The organism is Rurimicrobium arvi (assembly GCF_039540495.1).
Classification (GTDB): domain Bacteria; phylum Bacteroidota; class Bacteroidia; order Chitinophagales; family Chitinophagaceae; genus Rurimicrobium; species Rurimicrobium arvi.
This window is the reverse complement of record NZ_BAABEZ010000022.1, coordinates 1,203,701-1,220,744: the sequence shown is the minus strand read 5'-3', so window position 1 is coordinate 1,220,744 and position 17,044 is coordinate 1,203,701. Positions and strand designations below refer to the sequence as shown.

General features: G+C 49.0%; 20 protein-coding genes. 3 read left to right on the top strand and 17 right to left on the bottom strand.

What is annotated here, in order from left to right:
• Positions 1–7: 7 nt before the first annotated feature.
• The 15 genes from ABD846_RS12130 to ABD846_RS12060 all read right to left on the bottom strand — a co-directional run bounded on the left by ABD846_RS12130 (position 8) and on the right by ABD846_RS12060 (position 12,724).
• Positions 8–1,162, bottom strand: coding sequence for a lytic transglycosylase domain-containing protein (locus ABD846_RS12130; protein ID WP_344827296.1), 1,155 nt, complete (start codon positions 1,160–1,162; stop codon positions 8–10).
• A 142-nt stretch (positions 1,163–1,304) separates the two neighbouring features.
• The gene (locus ABD846_RS12125; RefSeq protein WP_344827293.1) at positions 1,305–1,526 is read right to left on the bottom strand and encodes a Sec-independent protein translocase subunit TatA/TatB; all 222 of its coding nucleotides are present in this window, start codon (positions 1,524–1,526) and stop codon (positions 1,305–1,307) included.
• 199 nt (positions 1,527–1,725) lie between these two features.
• A complete protein-coding gene (locus tag ABD846_RS12120; RefSeq protein WP_344827290.1) occupies positions 1,726–3,345 on the bottom strand; it encodes an ABC-F family ATP-binding cassette domain-containing protein in 1,620 nt (539 codons plus the stop codon).
• Positions 3,346–3,450: 105 nt separating this feature from the next.
• A complete protein-coding gene (locus ABD846_RS12115) occupies positions 3,451–4,413 on the bottom strand; it encodes a WD40/YVTN/BNR-like repeat-containing protein (RefSeq protein ID WP_344827287.1) in 963 nt (320 codons plus the stop codon).
• Between the two features lie 81 nt (positions 4,414–4,494).
• The gene (locus tag ABD846_RS12110; RefSeq protein ID WP_344827283.1) at positions 4,495–4,689 is read right to left on the bottom strand and encodes a cold-shock protein; all 195 of its coding nucleotides are present in this window, start codon (positions 4,687–4,689) and stop codon (positions 4,495–4,497) included.
• Positions 4,690–4,789: 100 nt separating this feature from the next.
• The gene (locus ABD846_RS12105; RefSeq protein WP_344827280.1) at positions 4,790–6,043 is read right to left on the bottom strand and encodes a CinA family nicotinamide mononucleotide deamidase-related protein; all 1,254 of its coding nucleotides are present in this window, start codon (positions 6,041–6,043) and stop codon (positions 4,790–4,792) included.
• Positions 6,043–6,456 carry an acyl-CoA thioesterase gene (locus tag ABD846_RS12100; RefSeq protein ID WP_344827277.1) on the bottom strand — a complete coding sequence of 138 codons (414 nt, stop codon included), beginning with the start codon at positions 6,454–6,456 and terminating at the stop codon, positions 6,043–6,045. The genes ABD846_RS12105 and ABD846_RS12100 overlap by 1 nt, the downstream gene beginning before the upstream one ends.
• A 105-nt stretch (positions 6,457–6,561) precedes the next feature.
• Positions 6,562–6,777, bottom strand: coding sequence for a hypothetical protein (locus tag ABD846_RS12095; protein ID WP_344827275.1), 216 nt, complete (start codon positions 6,775–6,777; stop codon positions 6,562–6,564).
• 13 nt (positions 6,778–6,790) lie between these two features.
• On the bottom strand, positions 6,791–7,183 hold the full coding sequence (locus tag ABD846_RS12090) for a hypothetical protein (RefSeq protein WP_344827272.1): 393 nt from the start codon (positions 7,181–7,183) through the stop codon (positions 6,791–6,793).
• A gap of 11 nt (positions 7,184–7,194) precedes the next feature.
• Positions 7,195–8,115: a transporter family protein gene (locus ABD846_RS12085; RefSeq protein WP_344827269.1), complete on the bottom strand. Its 921-nt coding sequence runs from the start codon at positions 8,113–8,115 to the stop codon at positions 7,195–7,197.
• 72 nt (positions 8,116–8,187) lie between these two features.
• Positions 8,188–8,571 carry a hypothetical protein gene (locus ABD846_RS12080; RefSeq protein ID WP_344827266.1) on the bottom strand — a complete coding sequence of 128 codons (384 nt, stop codon included), beginning with the start codon at positions 8,569–8,571 and terminating at the stop codon, positions 8,188–8,190.
• Between the two features lie 32 nt (positions 8,572–8,603).
• Positions 8,604–9,302, bottom strand: coding sequence for a 2-C-methyl-D-erythritol 4-phosphate cytidylyltransferase (locus ABD846_RS12075; protein WP_344827263.1), 699 nt, complete (start codon positions 9,300–9,302; stop codon positions 8,604–8,606).
• Between the two features lie 137 nt (positions 9,303–9,439).
• Positions 9,440–9,694, bottom strand: coding sequence for a 30S ribosomal protein S20 (rpsT, locus tag ABD846_RS12070; protein WP_344827261.1), 255 nt, complete (start codon positions 9,692–9,694; stop codon positions 9,440–9,442).
• A gap of 126 nt (positions 9,695–9,820) precedes the next feature.
• Complete coding sequence (locus ABD846_RS12065; protein WP_344827259.1) at positions 9,821–11,794, bottom strand: T9SS type A sorting domain-containing protein; 1,974 nt, start codon at positions 11,792–11,794, stop codon at positions 9,821–9,823.
• A 27-nt stretch (positions 11,795–11,821) separates the two neighbouring features.
• A complete protein-coding gene (locus ABD846_RS12060) occupies positions 11,822–12,724 on the bottom strand; it encodes a hypothetical protein (RefSeq protein ID WP_344827257.1) in 903 nt (300 codons plus the stop codon).
• 161 nt (positions 12,725–12,885) lie between these two features.
• On the opposite strand from ABD846_RS12060, the gene ABD846_RS12055 reads away from it, so the two are divergent.
• Genes ABD846_RS12055 through ABD846_RS12045 form a run of 3 tightly spaced genes read left to right on the top strand, consistent with a single transcriptional unit; the run spans position 12,886 to position 15,476 of the window.
• Complete coding sequence (locus ABD846_RS12055) at positions 12,886–14,205, top strand: 4Fe-4S dicluster domain-containing protein (protein ID WP_344827255.1); 1,320 nt, start codon at positions 12,886–12,888, stop codon at positions 14,203–14,205.
• 3 nt (positions 14,206–14,208) lie between these two features.
• Positions 14,209–14,670, top strand: coding sequence for a DinB family protein (locus ABD846_RS12050; protein ID WP_344827253.1), 462 nt, complete (start codon positions 14,209–14,211; stop codon positions 14,668–14,670).
• Between the two features lie 26 nt (positions 14,671–14,696).
• Positions 14,697–15,476 carry a (Fe-S)-binding protein gene (locus ABD846_RS12045; protein ID WP_344827250.1) on the top strand — a complete coding sequence of 260 codons (780 nt, stop codon included), beginning with the start codon at positions 14,697–14,699 and terminating at the stop codon, positions 15,474–15,476.
• Between the two features lie 68 nt (positions 15,477–15,544).
• Here ABD846_RS12045 and ABD846_RS12040 read toward each other — a convergent pair whose 3' ends face one another.
• Positions 15,545–16,510 (bottom strand): proline and serine-rich protein 1 family protein, encoded by a 966-nt coding sequence (locus ABD846_RS12040; protein WP_344827248.1) that lies wholly within the window; start codon positions 16,508–16,510, stop codon positions 15,545–15,547.
• Positions 16,511–16,517: 7 nt separating this feature from the next.
• The gene (locus ABD846_RS12035; protein WP_344827246.1) at positions 16,518–17,018 is read right to left on the bottom strand and encodes an acyl-CoA carboxylase biotin carboxyl carrier protein subunit; all 501 of its coding nucleotides are present in this window, start codon (positions 17,016–17,018) and stop codon (positions 16,518–16,520) included.
• Between the last annotated feature and the right edge of the window lie 26 nt (positions 17,019–17,044).

Sequence of the window (17,044 nt, the reverse complement as noted above, 5' to 3'; positions counted from 1 at the left end):
TTGCAGGTTACAACAATAATTCCTGGAAGTATTTTTCGGATTTAGCTGCTATAGCCGCACGTTTCTCCGTGTACTCATCCATTTTGTCTTTAGGGAAACGGAATTTATATTCCGAATCCGGATAGATGTTCATCACAAACAGGTCGTAATCCGGGTTCCATCTTTCCAGCAGATGTTTGTCTACCTGAAGTTCCTGCTCAATGATCTCAAAGCTCAACGGACGTTTGAGGTGCAGGATAGACATGTTTTTGAGTTCTGCTTCTGTGAACGCAACCTTAGGTTTCGGCTTTTTGATTTCATTTTTCAAAGTGGCCATTTCCGGATGCATGACGAAATCGTCGGGAATGTTGCCGCTTGGAATGAAATGCTTCATGTTTTCAAAAATCGAAGCCGTGGCGATAAAAGCAAGCACATGTCCCTGGGTTTCAAGCGGGAGGTATTGTTTGATTTCCCAGAAGTTGTGGCTTCCCGTTTTCTCAATAGCGCGTTTTACCGGAGTCGGACCACAGTTGTAGGAGGCGATCACAAGCAGCCAGTCCTGCATTTCCGCGTACAGGTAATTCAGGTACTTAGCGGCTGCATTGGTGCTTTTGAACCAGTCTGTGCGGTCATCGCGTTTGCCGTTAACGGTAAGTCCCATAAGACGTCCTGTTTCCTCCATAAACTGCCAGGGGCCTACAGCCCCCACCGGTGATACCGCCCTGTTATTAAGGGCCGATTCAATAACGGCAAGGTATTTCAGCTGATGTGGCAGATTGTTTTTGGTCAGCACATTGTCGATCATCGGAAACTTACTCTTAGACCGCGTGTCAACGGTGAGCAAAGTTTTATTATGACTGGCCAGGTATTTGCGGACGAACTCGATAACGTAATCGTTCATGCCTTTGAAATAGCTCTTCTGGCCGGCCAGCGGAACCATTGCTTTCTGGCGCTGGTCGCGGGATTCAGCCAAAGCGATCGCAATCACGGAGCGCGCTTCCTCTTCTTTACAGAACTGTTCTCTTGCTTTTGCAGAGTCGATACGCAGTTGCTCGCGTTTTTTCTCCTTTACAGGATCTGTTCCGCGGCCTGCGGCCATCCGTTCTTTCCAATACTGTCCGGAGCTGCTCAGTGAAAAGCAGCCAAGTAAACCGGCGATAAAAAAAACTTTTAGTTGCATCATTTCTTGTTTTGCTAAAAATCAAATAACCACGTCAATGATTGTTGATTGAGGGCATTCCAAAAAAGCGCAATGGCTTTAGACAGAAATGATGCAATGCAGGAAGACCAGCATTGCATCATCGAATAAAATTAAGGGAAAAAGACTACTTTTTTTCAACTTCTTTGGCACTCATTCCCGCCTCAATATCACTCTTCACGCCTTCTTTCGCATCATTGAATTCACGGATTCCTTTGCCGATTCCGCGAGCGAGTTCGGGGATTTTTTTACCTCCGAACAATACAATCACTACCAACAGGATTGTGATCCACTCACCACCACTCGGCATCGAAATCAGGAACTGTGGGTTGATGTTTGCAATAGTCATAATTGTGTTTTTAAAATTGCTTGTTTACTAATACAAATATACGGCCTTTTGCGTAATAGGGATGTAAAAAAGGTAGGTTTAACAGCTTTTCCGCCGCAAGCGGCTTCAGATATGTTTCGCAATCAGTTGTTATGGATATATCTGAAATGAAAACAGCCCCGCTGAAGGGGCTGTTTTATAGATGTAATAATCGCTATGATCATGCGTACATTTCCGCACGCAGGGCTTTCACTTTGTCGTCGTTGATATATTCATCAAATGACATTTCGCGGTCGATCAGTCCTTTGGGTGTGATTTCCAGGATGCGGTCAGCGACTGTCTGGGCGAGCTCATGGTCACGTGTGGTGAACAGAATTGTTCCTTTGAAGTCTTTCATGCCATTGTTCAATGCGGTGATGCTTTCCAGGTCCAGATGGTTCGTCGGTTCATCCAGGCACAGCACGTTGCCTTTCAGCATCATCATGCGGCTCATCATGCAACGCATTTTTTCACCTCCGCTGAGTACCGTACATTTCTTGAGGGTTTCTTCCCCGGAAAACAGCATACGGCCCAGGAAACCACGGATGAAGGTTTCGTCCTTCTCTTCGGAATACTGACGCAGCCAGTCGATCAGGTTGTCGTCAGAGCCCGCGAAATATTCGGTGTTGTCATTGGGCAGGTAAGTAGCGGTAATGGTTACTCCCCATCTGAAGCTGCCTTTGAAGTCGGTGTCTTCGCCCATGATGATTTTGTAAAATGCGGTTGTGGCAAGACTGTTGTCGGAAAGCACCGCGATTTTCTGTCCCCGCTTCAGGTCGAATTTCAGATTGGAGAACAATACTTCGCCATTCTGAACTTTGGTGAGTCCGTCCACTTCAAGAATCTGGTCGCCTGCCTCACGAACCTGGTTATTGAACAGGATCGCCGGGTATTTACGGTTGGAAGCCGTCATATCTTCCAGCTTGATCTTATCCAGGGCTTTTTTACGGCTGGTTGCCTGCTTGGATTTGGAGGCATTTGCCGAGAATCGCGCAATGAACTCTTTCAGTTCGGCAATTTTATCTTCTGCTTTTTTATTCTGCTCACTGCGTTGTTTCAGCAACAACTGGCTGCTCTCGTACCAGAACGTATAGTTACCGGTGAAGATATTGATCTTACCGAAGTCGATGTCCGCAACGTGGGTACAAACCGTATCCAGAAAGTGACGGTCATGCGATACCACCAGTACGATCTTGTCGTATTCCGCCAGGAAGTTTTCCAGCCAGGCAATTGTTTGCAGGTCCAGATCGTTGGTAGGCTCATCCAGCAGCAGGATATCCGGATTTCCGAACAGTGCCTGGGCGAGCAGTACGCGTACTTTCTGATTGCCATCCAGCTCCTTCATCTGCTTATAGTGCGTGTCTTCCTTAATGCCAAGGTTAGACAGGAGTGTGGCAGCGTCGCTTTCTGCATTCCAGCCATCCATTTCTGCAAACAGGCCTTCCAGTTCTCCCGCGCGGATACCGTCCTCTTCGGTGAAATCTTCTTTTGCATAGATCGCGTCTTTCGCCTCCATGATTTCATAGAGCCTGGTATTGCCGCGCATTACGGTTTCCAGTACCGGTGTTTCGTTGTACTCGTGGTGGTTTTGTTTCAACACACTCATGCGCTGGTCTTTGGATATCTCCACGCGACCTGTAGTCGGTTCGATTTCCCCGGACAGGATTTTCATGAATGTGGATTTACCCGCACCGTTTGCGCCTATGATGCCATAGCAATTGCCTTCTGTAAACTTGATGTTTACGTCTTCAAACAATACGCGCTTCCCGTAACGGAGGGATAGATTTTGAACTGAGATCATTTTATTTTACTGCTTATGAAATTCTGGAAGAAAAAGGAAATGCAACATGTGGTTGCATTCAGGGGCGCAAAGATACGAAAAGATTAGCGCTAATCGGGATAGTCTTTAGTGCCTGAGCCGGAACAAAGTTCCCTGCTCTCCGCCGGCCAGCCACTCGCCCCAGGGACAGTGCAGGATAAAACGGAGATGCTTATCCGTAAAGCGGTCCAGCTCAGACCAGTGCGATCCGCCATCGCTTGTGTAGATAACAAGCCCGTTTTCGCCGACCGCATACCCTTCCTGTGCATTCGCAAAACAGATATCCCACAGCCGGTATTGGGGATAGGTAATGTTTCCTCCGTTGCGTAAGCGTTTCCAGGTTTTCCCGCCATCAGCGGACTTGTATATATAGCCGCTTAATCCGCAGGTGTACAGCAGGTTTCTGTCTGCTGCCGTAATGCTCGTGAAATTATCACCCGTAAGTGGCAGTGTAAGCCAGTTTTTGCCTGAGTCGTCTGTTCGTACGCCGATACCGCTGCCTACCGCAATGCCGCTTTTTTCGTCGAACATCAGTACGTCATGCATTGCGCGGGTAAGATTGGTGTACCGGATGAGCCGGAAATTACTATCACATTGTGCAATGCCACCGGTGTCGGTCGTGGTGCTTACGGTAATGAATCCGTTGTTGGTTCCGGGAAAGCTGATCGCTTCGGAGAAGGAGTAGGGACCAGCCACACGCCCGTTAGACCAGGTTGCAAATCCGTCACTGCTTTTGTACACATTGAGGCCATAGCCACAGCAAAACAGCTTCCCGTCGCGGCTTTCGGCAGCGCCGAAAAACCCTTTGCTGTCATCCGGTAACTGCTGCAGTGTCCAGGATTTGCCGGCATCTGCAGAACGTAGCGCAATGGCTGTGCCAAAACGGCTGCCGCCCCCAATGATGCACATCCCGTTTTGCAGCACCATTCCGGTGTTCAGGTTTTCGGTAGTACCGGTAGAGATCTGTTCGGCAAGCTGCCAGTGGAGCCGGTCTTTCCTGCAGGATGAAATGCAGAGCAGCAGCGGTAACAGGAGACGGAGCGATTTCATAACGAAGCTCAAAAATAGACGCGTTGCGGCATAAAAAAAAGCAAGCCGGAGCTTGCTTTTCAGGAAAAGATATGAATGAGATTAGATAAGCTTTACATTAACCGCATTTAGACCTTTTTTTCCGTTTTGAACCTCGAAAGAGACTTTGTCCTTTTCACGGATACGGATTCCGTTGAGGCCTGTCACGTGAACGAAAACATCCTGACCACCATCGTTAGGGGTGATGAAGCCGAAACCTTTCGTCTCATTGAAGAATTTTACTGTACCTTCTTGCATTGTAATAGAAAATAAAAAAATGAAATAATCACGAATGTATGCAAAAAGACATTAGAAAATCAGTCCGGGGCAGAAAATATTAAAAAAGTAAAAGAAACCCCTATTCCGGACGTATAAATTCGAATGCCTGGTAAAGGGCCAATTGCGTCGCAGTTTCCTTATTCTGAACGCGATCGTAATGCAACTGGTACTTTTTTGCGCGTATTTCTCCGGGACCGGCTACGCTGATAAAAATTGTTCCGACCGGGGATTTATCTTCGTACGGATCGGCGCTGAGTATGCCTGTAATGCCGATTCCGATGTCACTATGCAATAATTTGCGTGCGGCCTGCGCCATTTCTGTTGCGATTGCTTCGCTTACCACTCCTTCTTTTTCGATAACAGCGGCGGGGATGCCCAGGATGTCGGATTTTGCAGATGTAGCGTAAGAAATAATGCCGCCTTTGAAAAACGCGGATGATCCGTTGATCTGAGTCAGCTTATGCCCGATATAGCCACCGGTGCAGCTTTCCGCAAGGCCGATGGTGAGATTCTGTTTCTTTAAAGCATTGGCCAGCAGCAATTCAATCGGGTGGTCTTCCAATGCAACCAACCTGTTTTGCACCCTTGCGGCAATAAGGTCGCGATGGTGTTCTACTTCTTTTGTGAGCGCCGCTTCGTCTGTTCCTGTTCCCGTAAGGCGCAGTTTTACGGCCATAGGGGAGGGCAGGTAGGCCAGGCGTATGTGTGCGGGCAGGGCCGCTTCAAGGTCGCTGATGCGCTCGGCAAGAAAGCTTTCACCTTCGCCGATGGTAAGGATATTGCGATGAACGATTGCCTGGGTAGACCCGAATCTGGTTGCAAAATCAGGCAGCAGTGTTTCCGTCATCATCGCTTTCATCTCAAAGGGTACGCCCGGGAGCGATACGATCCATTTGCCGTTCTGTTCAAACAGCATACCGGGTGCAGTGCCCATAGGATTGTGTATTACCCGGCAATTATCCGGCACTTCCGCCTGTTTCATATTGCGTTCTATAATGGGTCTGTTGCGCTTCCGGAACAATTCCGTTACGTGTGCCAGCACATCTTCATTTACAACAAGTTTGCCTCCGAAGAAAGAACAGAGCACGGGCTTGGTGATGTCGTCCGAAGTGGGGCCGAGTCCGCCTGTCAGCAGGATCAGGTCTGCTTTGGGTATTGCCTCCGACAGCGCTTCAATGATCGCATCACGGGTGTCTCCGACCGCAATGCGTTCTTTTACCGATATACCGAGTATATTGAGCTGTTGCGCGATCCATGCGGAGTTGGTATCCACGATCTGTCCGATCAGCAGTTCATCGCCGATCGTGATAATAATTGCTTGCGTATTGTTCATCAGGAATGAAAATATGGTTTGAGTTTGTCGAGCAGTATTTCCGGAATCAGGGTTTTCTTCTTTGCTGCGATATCATAGAATACCAGCCGCGTAAGTCCTTTATTGATCAGCTTGTTTTTTTCATTGTAGATTTCGGTATGAAACTCGATGAATGAATCTTCCGGTAATGTGCGGATGCTTGTCTTCACAAGCAGCAGATCGTCGTAAAATGCCGGGCGCAGATATTGCAGGTTGCATTCGGCCACAGGTAAAGCCACACCGGCTTCTTCCATAGCTTTATAGGTCAGACCCAGGTTGCGGATCGCATCGGTACGTCCCACCTCATAGTAAAGCGCGTAATTACCATAATAGAGATAGCCCATCTGATCTGTTTCGCCGTAGCGAACCCTGATTTGCGTACTGTATTCATACATAGAGCGCAAAGGTAGTGCTGAATCGGGTCTTCATTGTGAGAATAAGTGTCTGTATCACAGGCAGGCAAAAAAAGGCCGCTCATAAAGCGGCCTTTTCGTCATTTTTTATGGTTGAACAGTGCGCTGTCCCGATGCGATTCTTGCAGACATGGTATAGGTCTTGGTGAGCATCAGTATGGCTGCTGCTGCCGCTCCGATCATCAGTGTAAGCCAGTCGTTGCCGGCAAGCCCGAACAACAGGTCGGGCAGCGTATCTATCATGATGAGCGCTCCGATGCTGATGGCTGCTGCGATACCAATAATGGAAAAAGGACTTTTCATAAAAGTATTGGTTTTATTGAATGCTGAAGGTACGATTTTCTGTTTTCTGATGACCGTCGTGATCTGCTTCCACGGTGAGGGCGAGATTCAGGGTTTGTGCTTCGCTCTGGTCATCTACCCAGAATGTGTCGATGCTGAAGCTGCTGCCATGCACATGTTCATCCATGCCCCATATTTCCGTGGAGTCTTTCCCTGTAATGGAAATTTCATAGCCATGCATTTCTGTAGTGTAGGATGCTGCGGCTTTGATGAATACCGTATCGCCTTTTTTATAGGTCTGCGTGGCAAGCGGACTTTCGATGCTCACTTTGAGGTTGTCCGGATTGAAAGCGGTACTGTCTTTCTTCTGACAGGCCGTTATGCAAAGGATGAATATTGTACTGAGTGTTATAAGTTGTTTGTTCATTATTGTTTTTTTTAAAAAAGAAAAAATACACTGCATTCCCAGCGCGTCCGGGTATGCACATAACCTGTGGCATAATGCTGGTAGGCCGGAATATAGGCCATTGCCCGGAGGCCCGCCTGTTTCAGCATTACCTGCGCACCCGCTGTGACAAAGGAGAGTACACCACCGGTTTGCTCGTTGAGCCACTTTTTGTCGTAATTATCGTAGTCGTGCAGCGCATGCTCTACGCGCAGGCCGCATTGCGGCACAAACGTAAAGGCTCCCGACTTTTTCCAATAGAAGGCGTTCAATGCCAGGGCTGTTTTATTGCCAAACTTATACCGGCTCCGGTTGGGCGTGGTCATTGAAAACGAACCTTCGGCATTGTATCCCCATCGGGAAAAGCGGCGGGTATAACTGAGATTCCCGTTCATGTCCCAGGAGCCGGTGCCGGTTTGAACGTTCGGCAGTCCCGTACCTGTATTTGCCAGTGAATCGTAGTGCCCCGTAGGTGCTTTAATGCCCAGGCCGGCCAGCAGCAGGCGTTCTCCTTTGGACGGACGCTTCAGCGGTACGGAATAGTTGACCATAAGGGTAACATCGCCAATGCCGCTTTTGGTAATTGATGCACTCGTATCCTGGTTGGTGTTATGCAGGTAAGGCACAAAGGCGAGCAGCTGAAAGCGTTGACTCAGCCTGATCCTTCCCCATAGCTGCAGACTGCGGAATTGCTGTTCCGTATGTTCATCCGGTTTGCCCTCAAATAAGGCCGGATGGTTACTGACTGAGTGATAAGTGAGGTATTGCAACCCCACGAAATTGTTTGAAAACTGGGGTAGCAGCCCCAGGCTCTGGATGTTTGCCGAACAGCCGCATACATCACAGGCTATACTGTCGGGGGCTCCTGCAGACAAAACAGATGTCAGTAGGAGGCCAAGCGTAATACGCCGCATAATAATCAGATTTTTACCAATAAGAAATCTGCGATACAGGATCGCAATTGTCCGGATGGAGCTATCGTTCTGCTATGCAGCGGGGGGATGGAATACGGAAGCCTGAAATATAGTGCAGGGAAGGTCTTTGACAATACCGTTCCGCGGACTTAAAGATTCCGGCAGTATAGAAGGTGCTGTGTCGACAGACGCAGGCAGAATAAAAGAGGTGATTTCGGTTTTGTCCGGTTTGGCACTGTGCTGCTTCGGATTGTTTTTTTCGATACCGTCCGCTTTAGCCAGGTGTCTGGTGAGTACACATTTACCGCAACATACAAGTTCGGGGCGATCCCTGTTCTCGCAGAGTGTGGCCGCGATATACTCTTTATTCAGCTCAAACCATGTGTAAATGGAGAGTTTCAGCACGCATTGGCAGCTGAGGCATAAAAAAAGTAGTATGGCTACGATTTTACTCATCGTCGCGCAAAATTAGGGAGAAACGGAAGCAGCTAACTGTTTTTTCTCAGAATAATATTTTCTGCAAGTATCAGATCTTCAGGTGTGGTGATCTTAATGTTTGTTTTTTCTCCTTCCACCAGGCGGATCGGGTGGTTCAGGCTTTCCACCACGGTTGCTTCATCGGTAAATTCGATGTGGTAATCCTGGCGGAACGCTTCCAGAATCCATTCGGAACGGAATGCCTGCGGCGTTTGTATCACGCGGAGTTTTGCGCGGTCGATGGGTGTGAAACTGTCATCAGCGCCGGCGATACGAACACTGTCTGTCATGGGAATTGCGGGTATGGCGCTGCCGTATTCCGCTGCGGATCTCAGGCATCGTTGAATCAGTGCATCACTTACAAACGGACGTACACCGTCGTGTACAAGAACCAGAGAGGTTTCTCCGACCTGTGCAAGTCCCCGCTTTACGCTTTCAAAACGGCTTGTTCCTCCGGCAACCACCGTAAGGTCTATACGGTCTGAGAAGTGCGAAAGGATCATCTGCAATTTGCTGATATCGTCTTCCGGCAACACCAGCACCATATGCGCCTGTGGCAGCGCCCGTGCAAAAGCAGCGATGGTATGATACAGGATCGGTTTCCCGGCAAGCGGAAGAAACTGCTTGGGTAAAGCCATTCCCATCCGGGTGCCTTGCCCGCCGGCAACGATAACCACGTAAACAGGGATGTCGGATGTTGTGCCAATCATATCACAAAGATAGGAGCGCGCTGCACTGCGCTGTGTTAAAGAGGTTTGTCTTTAACGGAATGATAGTGTTAAAAACAAAAACGAAAAGGTCGTTTGCCCGGAAGCAAACAACCTTTTTCAAAAAGATTTCCGGCGGATTAAGCCAGTTTATTAACCGCTACCGTGATACCTGATTTCAGGTTGGAAGCTTTGTTTTTGTGAATGACGTTGCGTTTAGACAGCTTATCAATCATAGAGATAACTTTCGGCATTTCCTTCAATGCTTCTGATTTATCAGAGATTGCTAAAAGCTTACGGATAGCGTTACGGGTAGTTCTACCGTAATAACGGTTACGCTCACGGCGTTTTTCGCTCTGCCTTACGTCTTTTTTGGTTGCTTTATGATTAGCCATTACAATTCGGTACTTTTAGTAATTTTTTAATTTTCGGAGGGCAAATGTACGAATATTTTTATTCCGAACAATTAATTTCTGACACCTATTCAAAAATAATATCGGAATTCGTGTTTTTCTATCCCGTTATTGCCTGACAATTTTTTGTACTGCCGGTTTTGTGCCGGGTATATCGAGCGTCAACAGGTAATAGGCGGCGGACAGTGAAGAGATATTCAGGCTGACCGAAAGTTCTTCTTTGTCTGCATACACCGTCTCGCTCATCACCGTACGGCCGTTGATATCGCTGAGTTGCAGCCTTCCTGTTCCTCTTACACCGTTTGTATTCACATGTACGGTGAGTATGCTGTTTGCCGGGTTGGGAAAGCAGATCATGGACGGTGTGCGGAGCGCGATTTCATTTATAGCGGCAGGTTTCGGATAGCTTACCGTGGCTGTATCGCTGATGCCCAGCCCCAGGTTGTAATAAGTGCCGGACGGGTTAGCCTGCAGTTTGCAGGGTCTTACCATAAAATAATGCAGACCGTTAACTCCTGTAGTATCTCTGTACGAAGTGCCGGTAAGGAGATGCGACAGACGGGTGTAGGTGCCGTATAAGCTGTCGGTGCGGTATACATAATAGCCGATCACGTCCGGATCGGGAGAGGCCGTCCAGCTGATAGTGGCACCCTTATCGGGTACGGTTGTGATTGTAAGGGATCCTGCAGGTTTTATATAATCGGTACGCAGGCTCAGGTCGCCCATAAGCGCGACGTGGACCGCCTGGGCCATATACCCTCCGGGAACATATACCGATCCTCCCATTGTCTGCGTGGTAAGCACCGAGTAGCCGATATTTTCGCCCATTGCCATATGATGCAGGTACCAGTTAGGGCGTCCTGCCCAGCAGGAGGTAAGTGCCGGTTCCGGAGCGCAAAGGGGCGCCCTCAGGAAGTTATTCTGCACATCCCAGTCGGCAAAATAGCTCCCGAACATCATAACAAATATGCCTTTGAAGTTCTTTGCCGCAAAATCAGCGCTCACGCCGATACCGCTGCTGCTGGTGTAGGAGCCTCCACCGCAGCCGTAAGACCATTGGTAGGCAGAGTCTTTCATCGTGGTGATCAGATCGCCGGATATAATATTATTTCTGCCGATCATCACCGGGTAATTACGCCATGCATTGGCCGCAAAAGCTTCTCCGCCAAATGCGCCGAAGTTGTCGTCCACCACTGCTTTATGCGAAACGGTCAGTGTACCTGTTTTGTAAGCGTGGGCTTTATTCAGGTAGCTTTTCATCAACCCTGCTTCGGTTTTCAGGAAAGCAGGCATTTTGTTGAAATCGATCCGGCTTACCTGCAGGACGGGTGGGGCGGGAGGGTTGTTCTGGTCCCATTTGCCATCGCCCGGAATATTCTGGTTTTCCGGACGGGCCGCGGCAGCGTCATTGATCGTGGCGTCTGTCCAGGTTCCGCTCATATCTGCATAATACACGTCTGCGGGCCATGCACCAAGATGGTCGGCATGGCCATCTGGGTTCAGATCGCCGCTGTAAGGGACGGATATATGTCCTAAAATCAATACTGCTTTCAGGTCCGGACGGGCCGTGTAATCTGCGCGGATCATTTTTTTAACGACAGAGTCCGGAACAGAGCGCGATACATCGTGGCGCATTACCGACCAGCCGTCTCCGCTGAGGTCCTGCATCAGTCGTGCAACTTCGGTAGCGCAGGAGTCGCGGAACAACGTGTCGCAGAGGATCAGCAGCGAGCCCCGGTTGTGTGTTGCCGGATTATTGATACCTGCATATATATAGCCGAATGCGGACGCGATACCGCCGAGACTGAATATCTTGTATTCGTAGGCAGAGTCGCTTGCAACGGAATTGTCAATATAGAAACTGTCTGTGGTGGAAGCAAGGATGGACCATGCCGGCGCTCCTTTAGCTTTTTTCTGGATGGTATAGGAAGATGCCCCGCTGATTCTTTTCCAATTGAGCGTCACCTGAGCGGGCGCAACCCGTACATTAGCCTCAACCTGGATCGCATAGTCTGCCGCTGTCTGGGCAAAAGCGATACTTCCTGTGCATAAAGCAGCAGTGGTAAGTAGTAGTTTTTTCATATATACAGAGTGGTTTTCCTGTTGGGATCACTTTCCTGCATCCGGCGCCGCCCCGTCTTTCAATTCCATTACCGGTATGAGGTTTTCAATTACGCGCCATTTGCCATTCGACCAGCGCAGGCCGTTGTATTGTCCCGTAGGAATATAAGTATATTTCCTGTTGGGGTCGTTCACTTCAGATGCCAATTCATCATATACGATCGCATTGTACTCTGCGTCCCAGTTCATACCCACCGATGCTTCCTTCTTGTATTCGAGGATAAAGCGGTTAACCGGCTTGTCCGGGGATTCCATCGAGCCCATCGCAAATAAAGGCGCTCCGAACCGGACACTGTTCCCGCTGAAGGTCATCGGATCGATCATTTTTTTATTGCTGATCGGGTTGCCGTTATTCACTCCCAGTATAAAATAGACCGTTCCCTCCTCTGTCTCTTTAGGGATAATATTATAAATCAGGGTTCCCATCCAGTCGTTGCTGGTACATTCCTTGTACGGATCGGGTTTGCTCAGCATATCCGTTTTGTCGAACAGCGGAATCAGTTTCAGCTCCGGCTCATTCATCTGGATAGCCGCATAATAGCGGACGCGCACGTCACTGTAAGCGAGCGGCCAGTTGAAAATGCGGAATTTGTTATCGGGAGAGGAGACGATGTTGATCGTCTTTTTCAGGCTGTCGAAGGGGTAATTGTAAGATCCGGGTGTTTTCAGCGTGCGTATCAGCTGTTTTACGAACAGCTCACATTGCTCTGTACGGAAATCGGGGATCATGATATTGTAGATGGAATCGGCTGTTACCAGCAGCGAATCTTCCATCTTTCTGAAATAGTCTTTATCAATTGCAGGCGCATTGTCCTGGGCATGCGCTTTCAGTCCGGGAATCAAACAAAATACGGTCAGACACAAAAGTGTGTTGCGGAAAAACTTTTGCATTGGTAACAACTTCATCTACCAAATTTACTCGTTATAATCGAAAAGGTCAATATCTGAATATGAAAAAGATACCGCTTTTCGTTGCTTAAAAAAAAGGAATTACTTTCGTGCCGGGTAAGCATTCCCGCGCGGAATCGTATCTAAGAATCAAATAACAGCTTATGCACGTATTGCAACAAATCCTCTTTCTCTTATTGCTCGCGGGCGCATCTTTTCTGTTTTATAAAAAGATCCGTTCCATCCGTCGTAATATCCTGCTGGGTAAAGACCGCAGTTTCGGAGGCGACAGTGCACGGCGCTGGCGCAATGTGCTGCTGCTGGCACTCGGACAGAAGAAGATGTTCAAAAGAATGACACCGGCAATACTGCACTTCTTTGTATATGCCGGGTTCGTGATCATCAATATCGAAATGCTGGAGATCATCCTGGACGGTATGCTGGGCACGCATCGCTTGTTCGCACACGCGCTGGGAAGCCTGTATCCGGTGCTGATCGGCTGCTTTGAATTCCTAGCGGCCACCGTTCTGATCGGTTGCGCGATATTCCTGGTACGCCGCAATATATTACGTCTGAAGCGACTGAATCAGCCTGAACTGGACGGCTTTCCCAAGACAGATGCAAATGCTATCCTGATCACAGAGATCGTATTGATGGGCTTATTGTTTACCATGAATGCCGCTGATCAGCAATTGCAGCAGCTGGGTTCTGAGCATTATGCACAGACGGGCTCTTTCCTGGTTTCCGGTATGATCGCACCGCTGTTCAACGGTATGAGCGAAACTTCGCTGATAGCGCTGGAACGCACTACCTGGTGGCTGCATATCATCGGCGTACTGGCGTTCCTGAATTATCTGCCGTATTCCAAACACCTGCACATCGTGCTTGCATTTCCCAATGCTTATTATGCTCCGCTGGAGCCTGCCGGTGAAATGCACAATATGCCTTCCGTGCAGAATGAAGTACTGTATATGATGCAGCCCGAGCTTGCGCCTCCCGTAAGCGGGGATGCCGCACCGCAGCGCTTCGGAGCGAAAGATGTGATGGATCTGAGCTGGAAGAACCTGATGGATGCTTATGCCTGCACCGAGTGCGGACGCTGTACGAGCGTGTGCCCTGCGAACATTACAGGTAAAAAGCTGTCTCCGCGTAAGATCATGATGGATACGCGTGATCGTGTGGAAGAAGTGGGGCGCAATATCGATCAGAACGGCAGTTTTGCGGATGACGGGAAATCGCTGGTGCACGATTATATCAGCGTGGAGGAACTCAGGGCCTGTACCAGTTGTAATGCGTGTGTGGAAGCCTGTCCTGTCAGTATCAGTCCGCTCGAGATCATTCTGGATGCACGCCGTTATCTGGTAATGGAAGAGAGCAACAGTCCTCAGGAATGGAACATGATGTTCGGTAATATTGAAAATAATATGGCACCCTGGAAATTCAGTCCCGATGAACGGGATCTATGGGTAGCCGAAATGCAATAAAATATGGCAACTCAGATTTTCGACAATATCCGTGCTGTGCGGACTAAGATCGCGGCACAGCTCGACGGATTCTCCACAGAACAGCTCAACAAGATTCCCGAAGGGCTGAACAATAACCTGGTCTGGCAGCTCGGTCACTTGGTGGTGTCAACGGAGATGCTCTGTTACTGGCGCTCCGGGGCAATGAAAGAACGCGCGGTGCCACTGGCAGACAATTACCGCAACGGCTCGAAGCCTGAAGCATTTGTTCCCGAAACGGAGATCGCAATGCTGAAAGAACGTTTCTTCAGTTCTATCGATACGCTGGAAGCGTTCTACACAGAAGGTGCGCTCAGAGTGGTCGAACCATTTGCACTGGGTACTTTCGGTATTCCCGCCAACAATATGGACGAATTGCTGCAGATGTGCCTCTGGCATGATACGTTGCACTGGGGTAATATCAATGTTATCAGGAAACTGGTTTAATTTTTTCAGTAAAAAACAATTTACATATGCATATTAAGTCGATGGCGGAATATATGGCCGAGGGTGCACAACCCGAGGTGCTGTTTTGGGTAGGTTGTGCGGGCAGCTTTGATCAGCGTGCGCAGAAGATCACCAAAGCATTTGCTGCTATTCTCAATAAAGTGGGGGTTAGTTTTGCGATCCTGGGTAAAGAGGAGATGTGTACCGGCGATCCGGCACGCCGTGCAGGAAATGAATTCCTGTTCCAGATGATGGCATACAACAATATACAGGTGCTGAACGGGTATGAGGTGAAGAAGATCGTTACTGCCTGTCCGCATTGCTTCAATATCCTGAAGAACGAATATCCTGCGCTGGGCGGTCATTACGAAGTGATCCACCATACCACTTTCCTGCAGTCGCTGATCAACGATGGCAGACTCGTGCTGCAGGGTGGCGGCGCATTCAAAGGTAAAAAGATCACGTACCACGACAGTTGTTACCTCGGGCGCGCGAATAACGTGTATGAAGCTCCGCGCGCGGTGCTGGAAGCATTGGACGTGGAACTGATAGAAATGAAACGTTGCCGTACCAACGGGTTGTGCTGTGGCGCAGGCGGTGCGCAGATGTTCAAGGAAGATGAGCCGGGAGATACGCGTATCAACCTCGAGCGCTCCAATGAAGCACTGGCAACCGGGGCGAGTGTGATCGCTGCCAACTGTCCGTTCTGCACCACGATGCTTACCGATGGTGTGAAAAATAAAGAACAGGAAGATCATGTGCAGGTGCTGGATATTGCCGAAATGGTGATCCAGTCGATGCAGTAAGATTTAAGAATAATAAAAAAGCGCGATCGTCATTGATGATCGCGCTTTTTTATGAGCTCTCTGTTTCTTTATTTGTTCAGGAAACCGAGGAAATAGCTTTTGACATCTTCATCGGTGATAAGCGAAGCGAGGGAGGGAAACTCTGCCTGATCACTGATCTTGGGATAAAAGGCTTTCAGCGCTGAGAGCCTCGCCACATCGCTGCTGAGCAGTTCGGTAAGTTCGGCCGCCTGTCTTGTGGAGAAGCAATTGTTTTTAATGGCGCCCTGTATAATGCCCAGGCGCTGGTCTTCATTCGTGACGAGGTTGAGGTCTGTGCGCAGCCGGATAAATCTTTCGTCGCCGATCACGCCCGCACAGTCGCTATTGGTTACCGTTCCGCCGGTGATTGCACCGTTTCCTGTTTCATCTGTGGCTTTTGCAATAGTGCCACCTGTGGCCTGTTCATTGTTGAACGTAATATTCTCGATAAACCGGGGAGCCTGTTTGCCGGAAGGTTGTGGGACTGCAGCAGTATTGTTCTGATTGTTGCCTTCGTTTGCTTCGGGTTCGTAGAGCTTTTCGGAATCCGGGGTTTTTACGTTCGTTTTTTCCGTTGCGGGAACTTCCCGTTTCGGGGTTTCCACTGCATTGACAGCCAATGTCTGGTTGGTGACAACGGCGGGCATATGGTCTTCTTCAAAAGAATTGTCCGACAGCAGGTAGAAATTCTGTTCCAGGTCGTACAGCGCATACTTACCGTCTTTCGAGCTCAGCAGAAATGCGCGTTTGCCATTTTCAGGTACGAGGATACGGAAGTTCAGTGGCGGATGTTCGTTTTGCTGGAACAGGATTTCGATGTTGATCGGGCCTGGTGCGAGCGGAGCGAGCAACGCGTAGTTTTTACCATAACGCGGCATCATTACGCCTTCCACTTTCGTGTAAATAGGCGTCTTTTTATCTCCCTGTATGAATATGTAGGAGAACTGCTCAGCCGCGACGATCCGGGCCTGCAGCAGCAACAATGAGAATAAGAATATACGGATTGCTTTCATGTCGGCATTATTCCATTTCGATCAGCACCGAACCTTTTTCGACCGCAGTGCGTTCTTCAACCTTTATTGCTTTGACGGTGGCGGGGCCTGTTGCTTTCAGTATGTTTTCCATTTTCATGGCTTCGAGGATCAGCAATCCGTCACCTTTCTGTACCTGCTGGCCGGGGCTGACGAGTATTTTCAGGATCAGACCGGGCATAGGCGCTTTCAGCGGAGCGGCTTTCATTCCGGCGGCCATATTAATGCCCATTTTTTCCAGCAGCAGGTCAATGTCTTCACGGATATTCATCACCACGCGGTTGCCGTTGATACGAACCACGAGTTCTTTGTTGTCGCGGTCCACTTTTTCCACTTCTGCGGTATAGCTTTTATTGTCGAGCAGGATGCTGGCCTCGGTTGGCGACATCCAGCGGATGTCCGGCTGCACGGATGTGCCGTTGATCAGCACTGTGTCGCCGTTTTTTTCTACGGAGAAAGATGCTCCCCCGTTTATATTGATCTGAGACATTGGATGTTGAAAGTATTAAGTTCCAA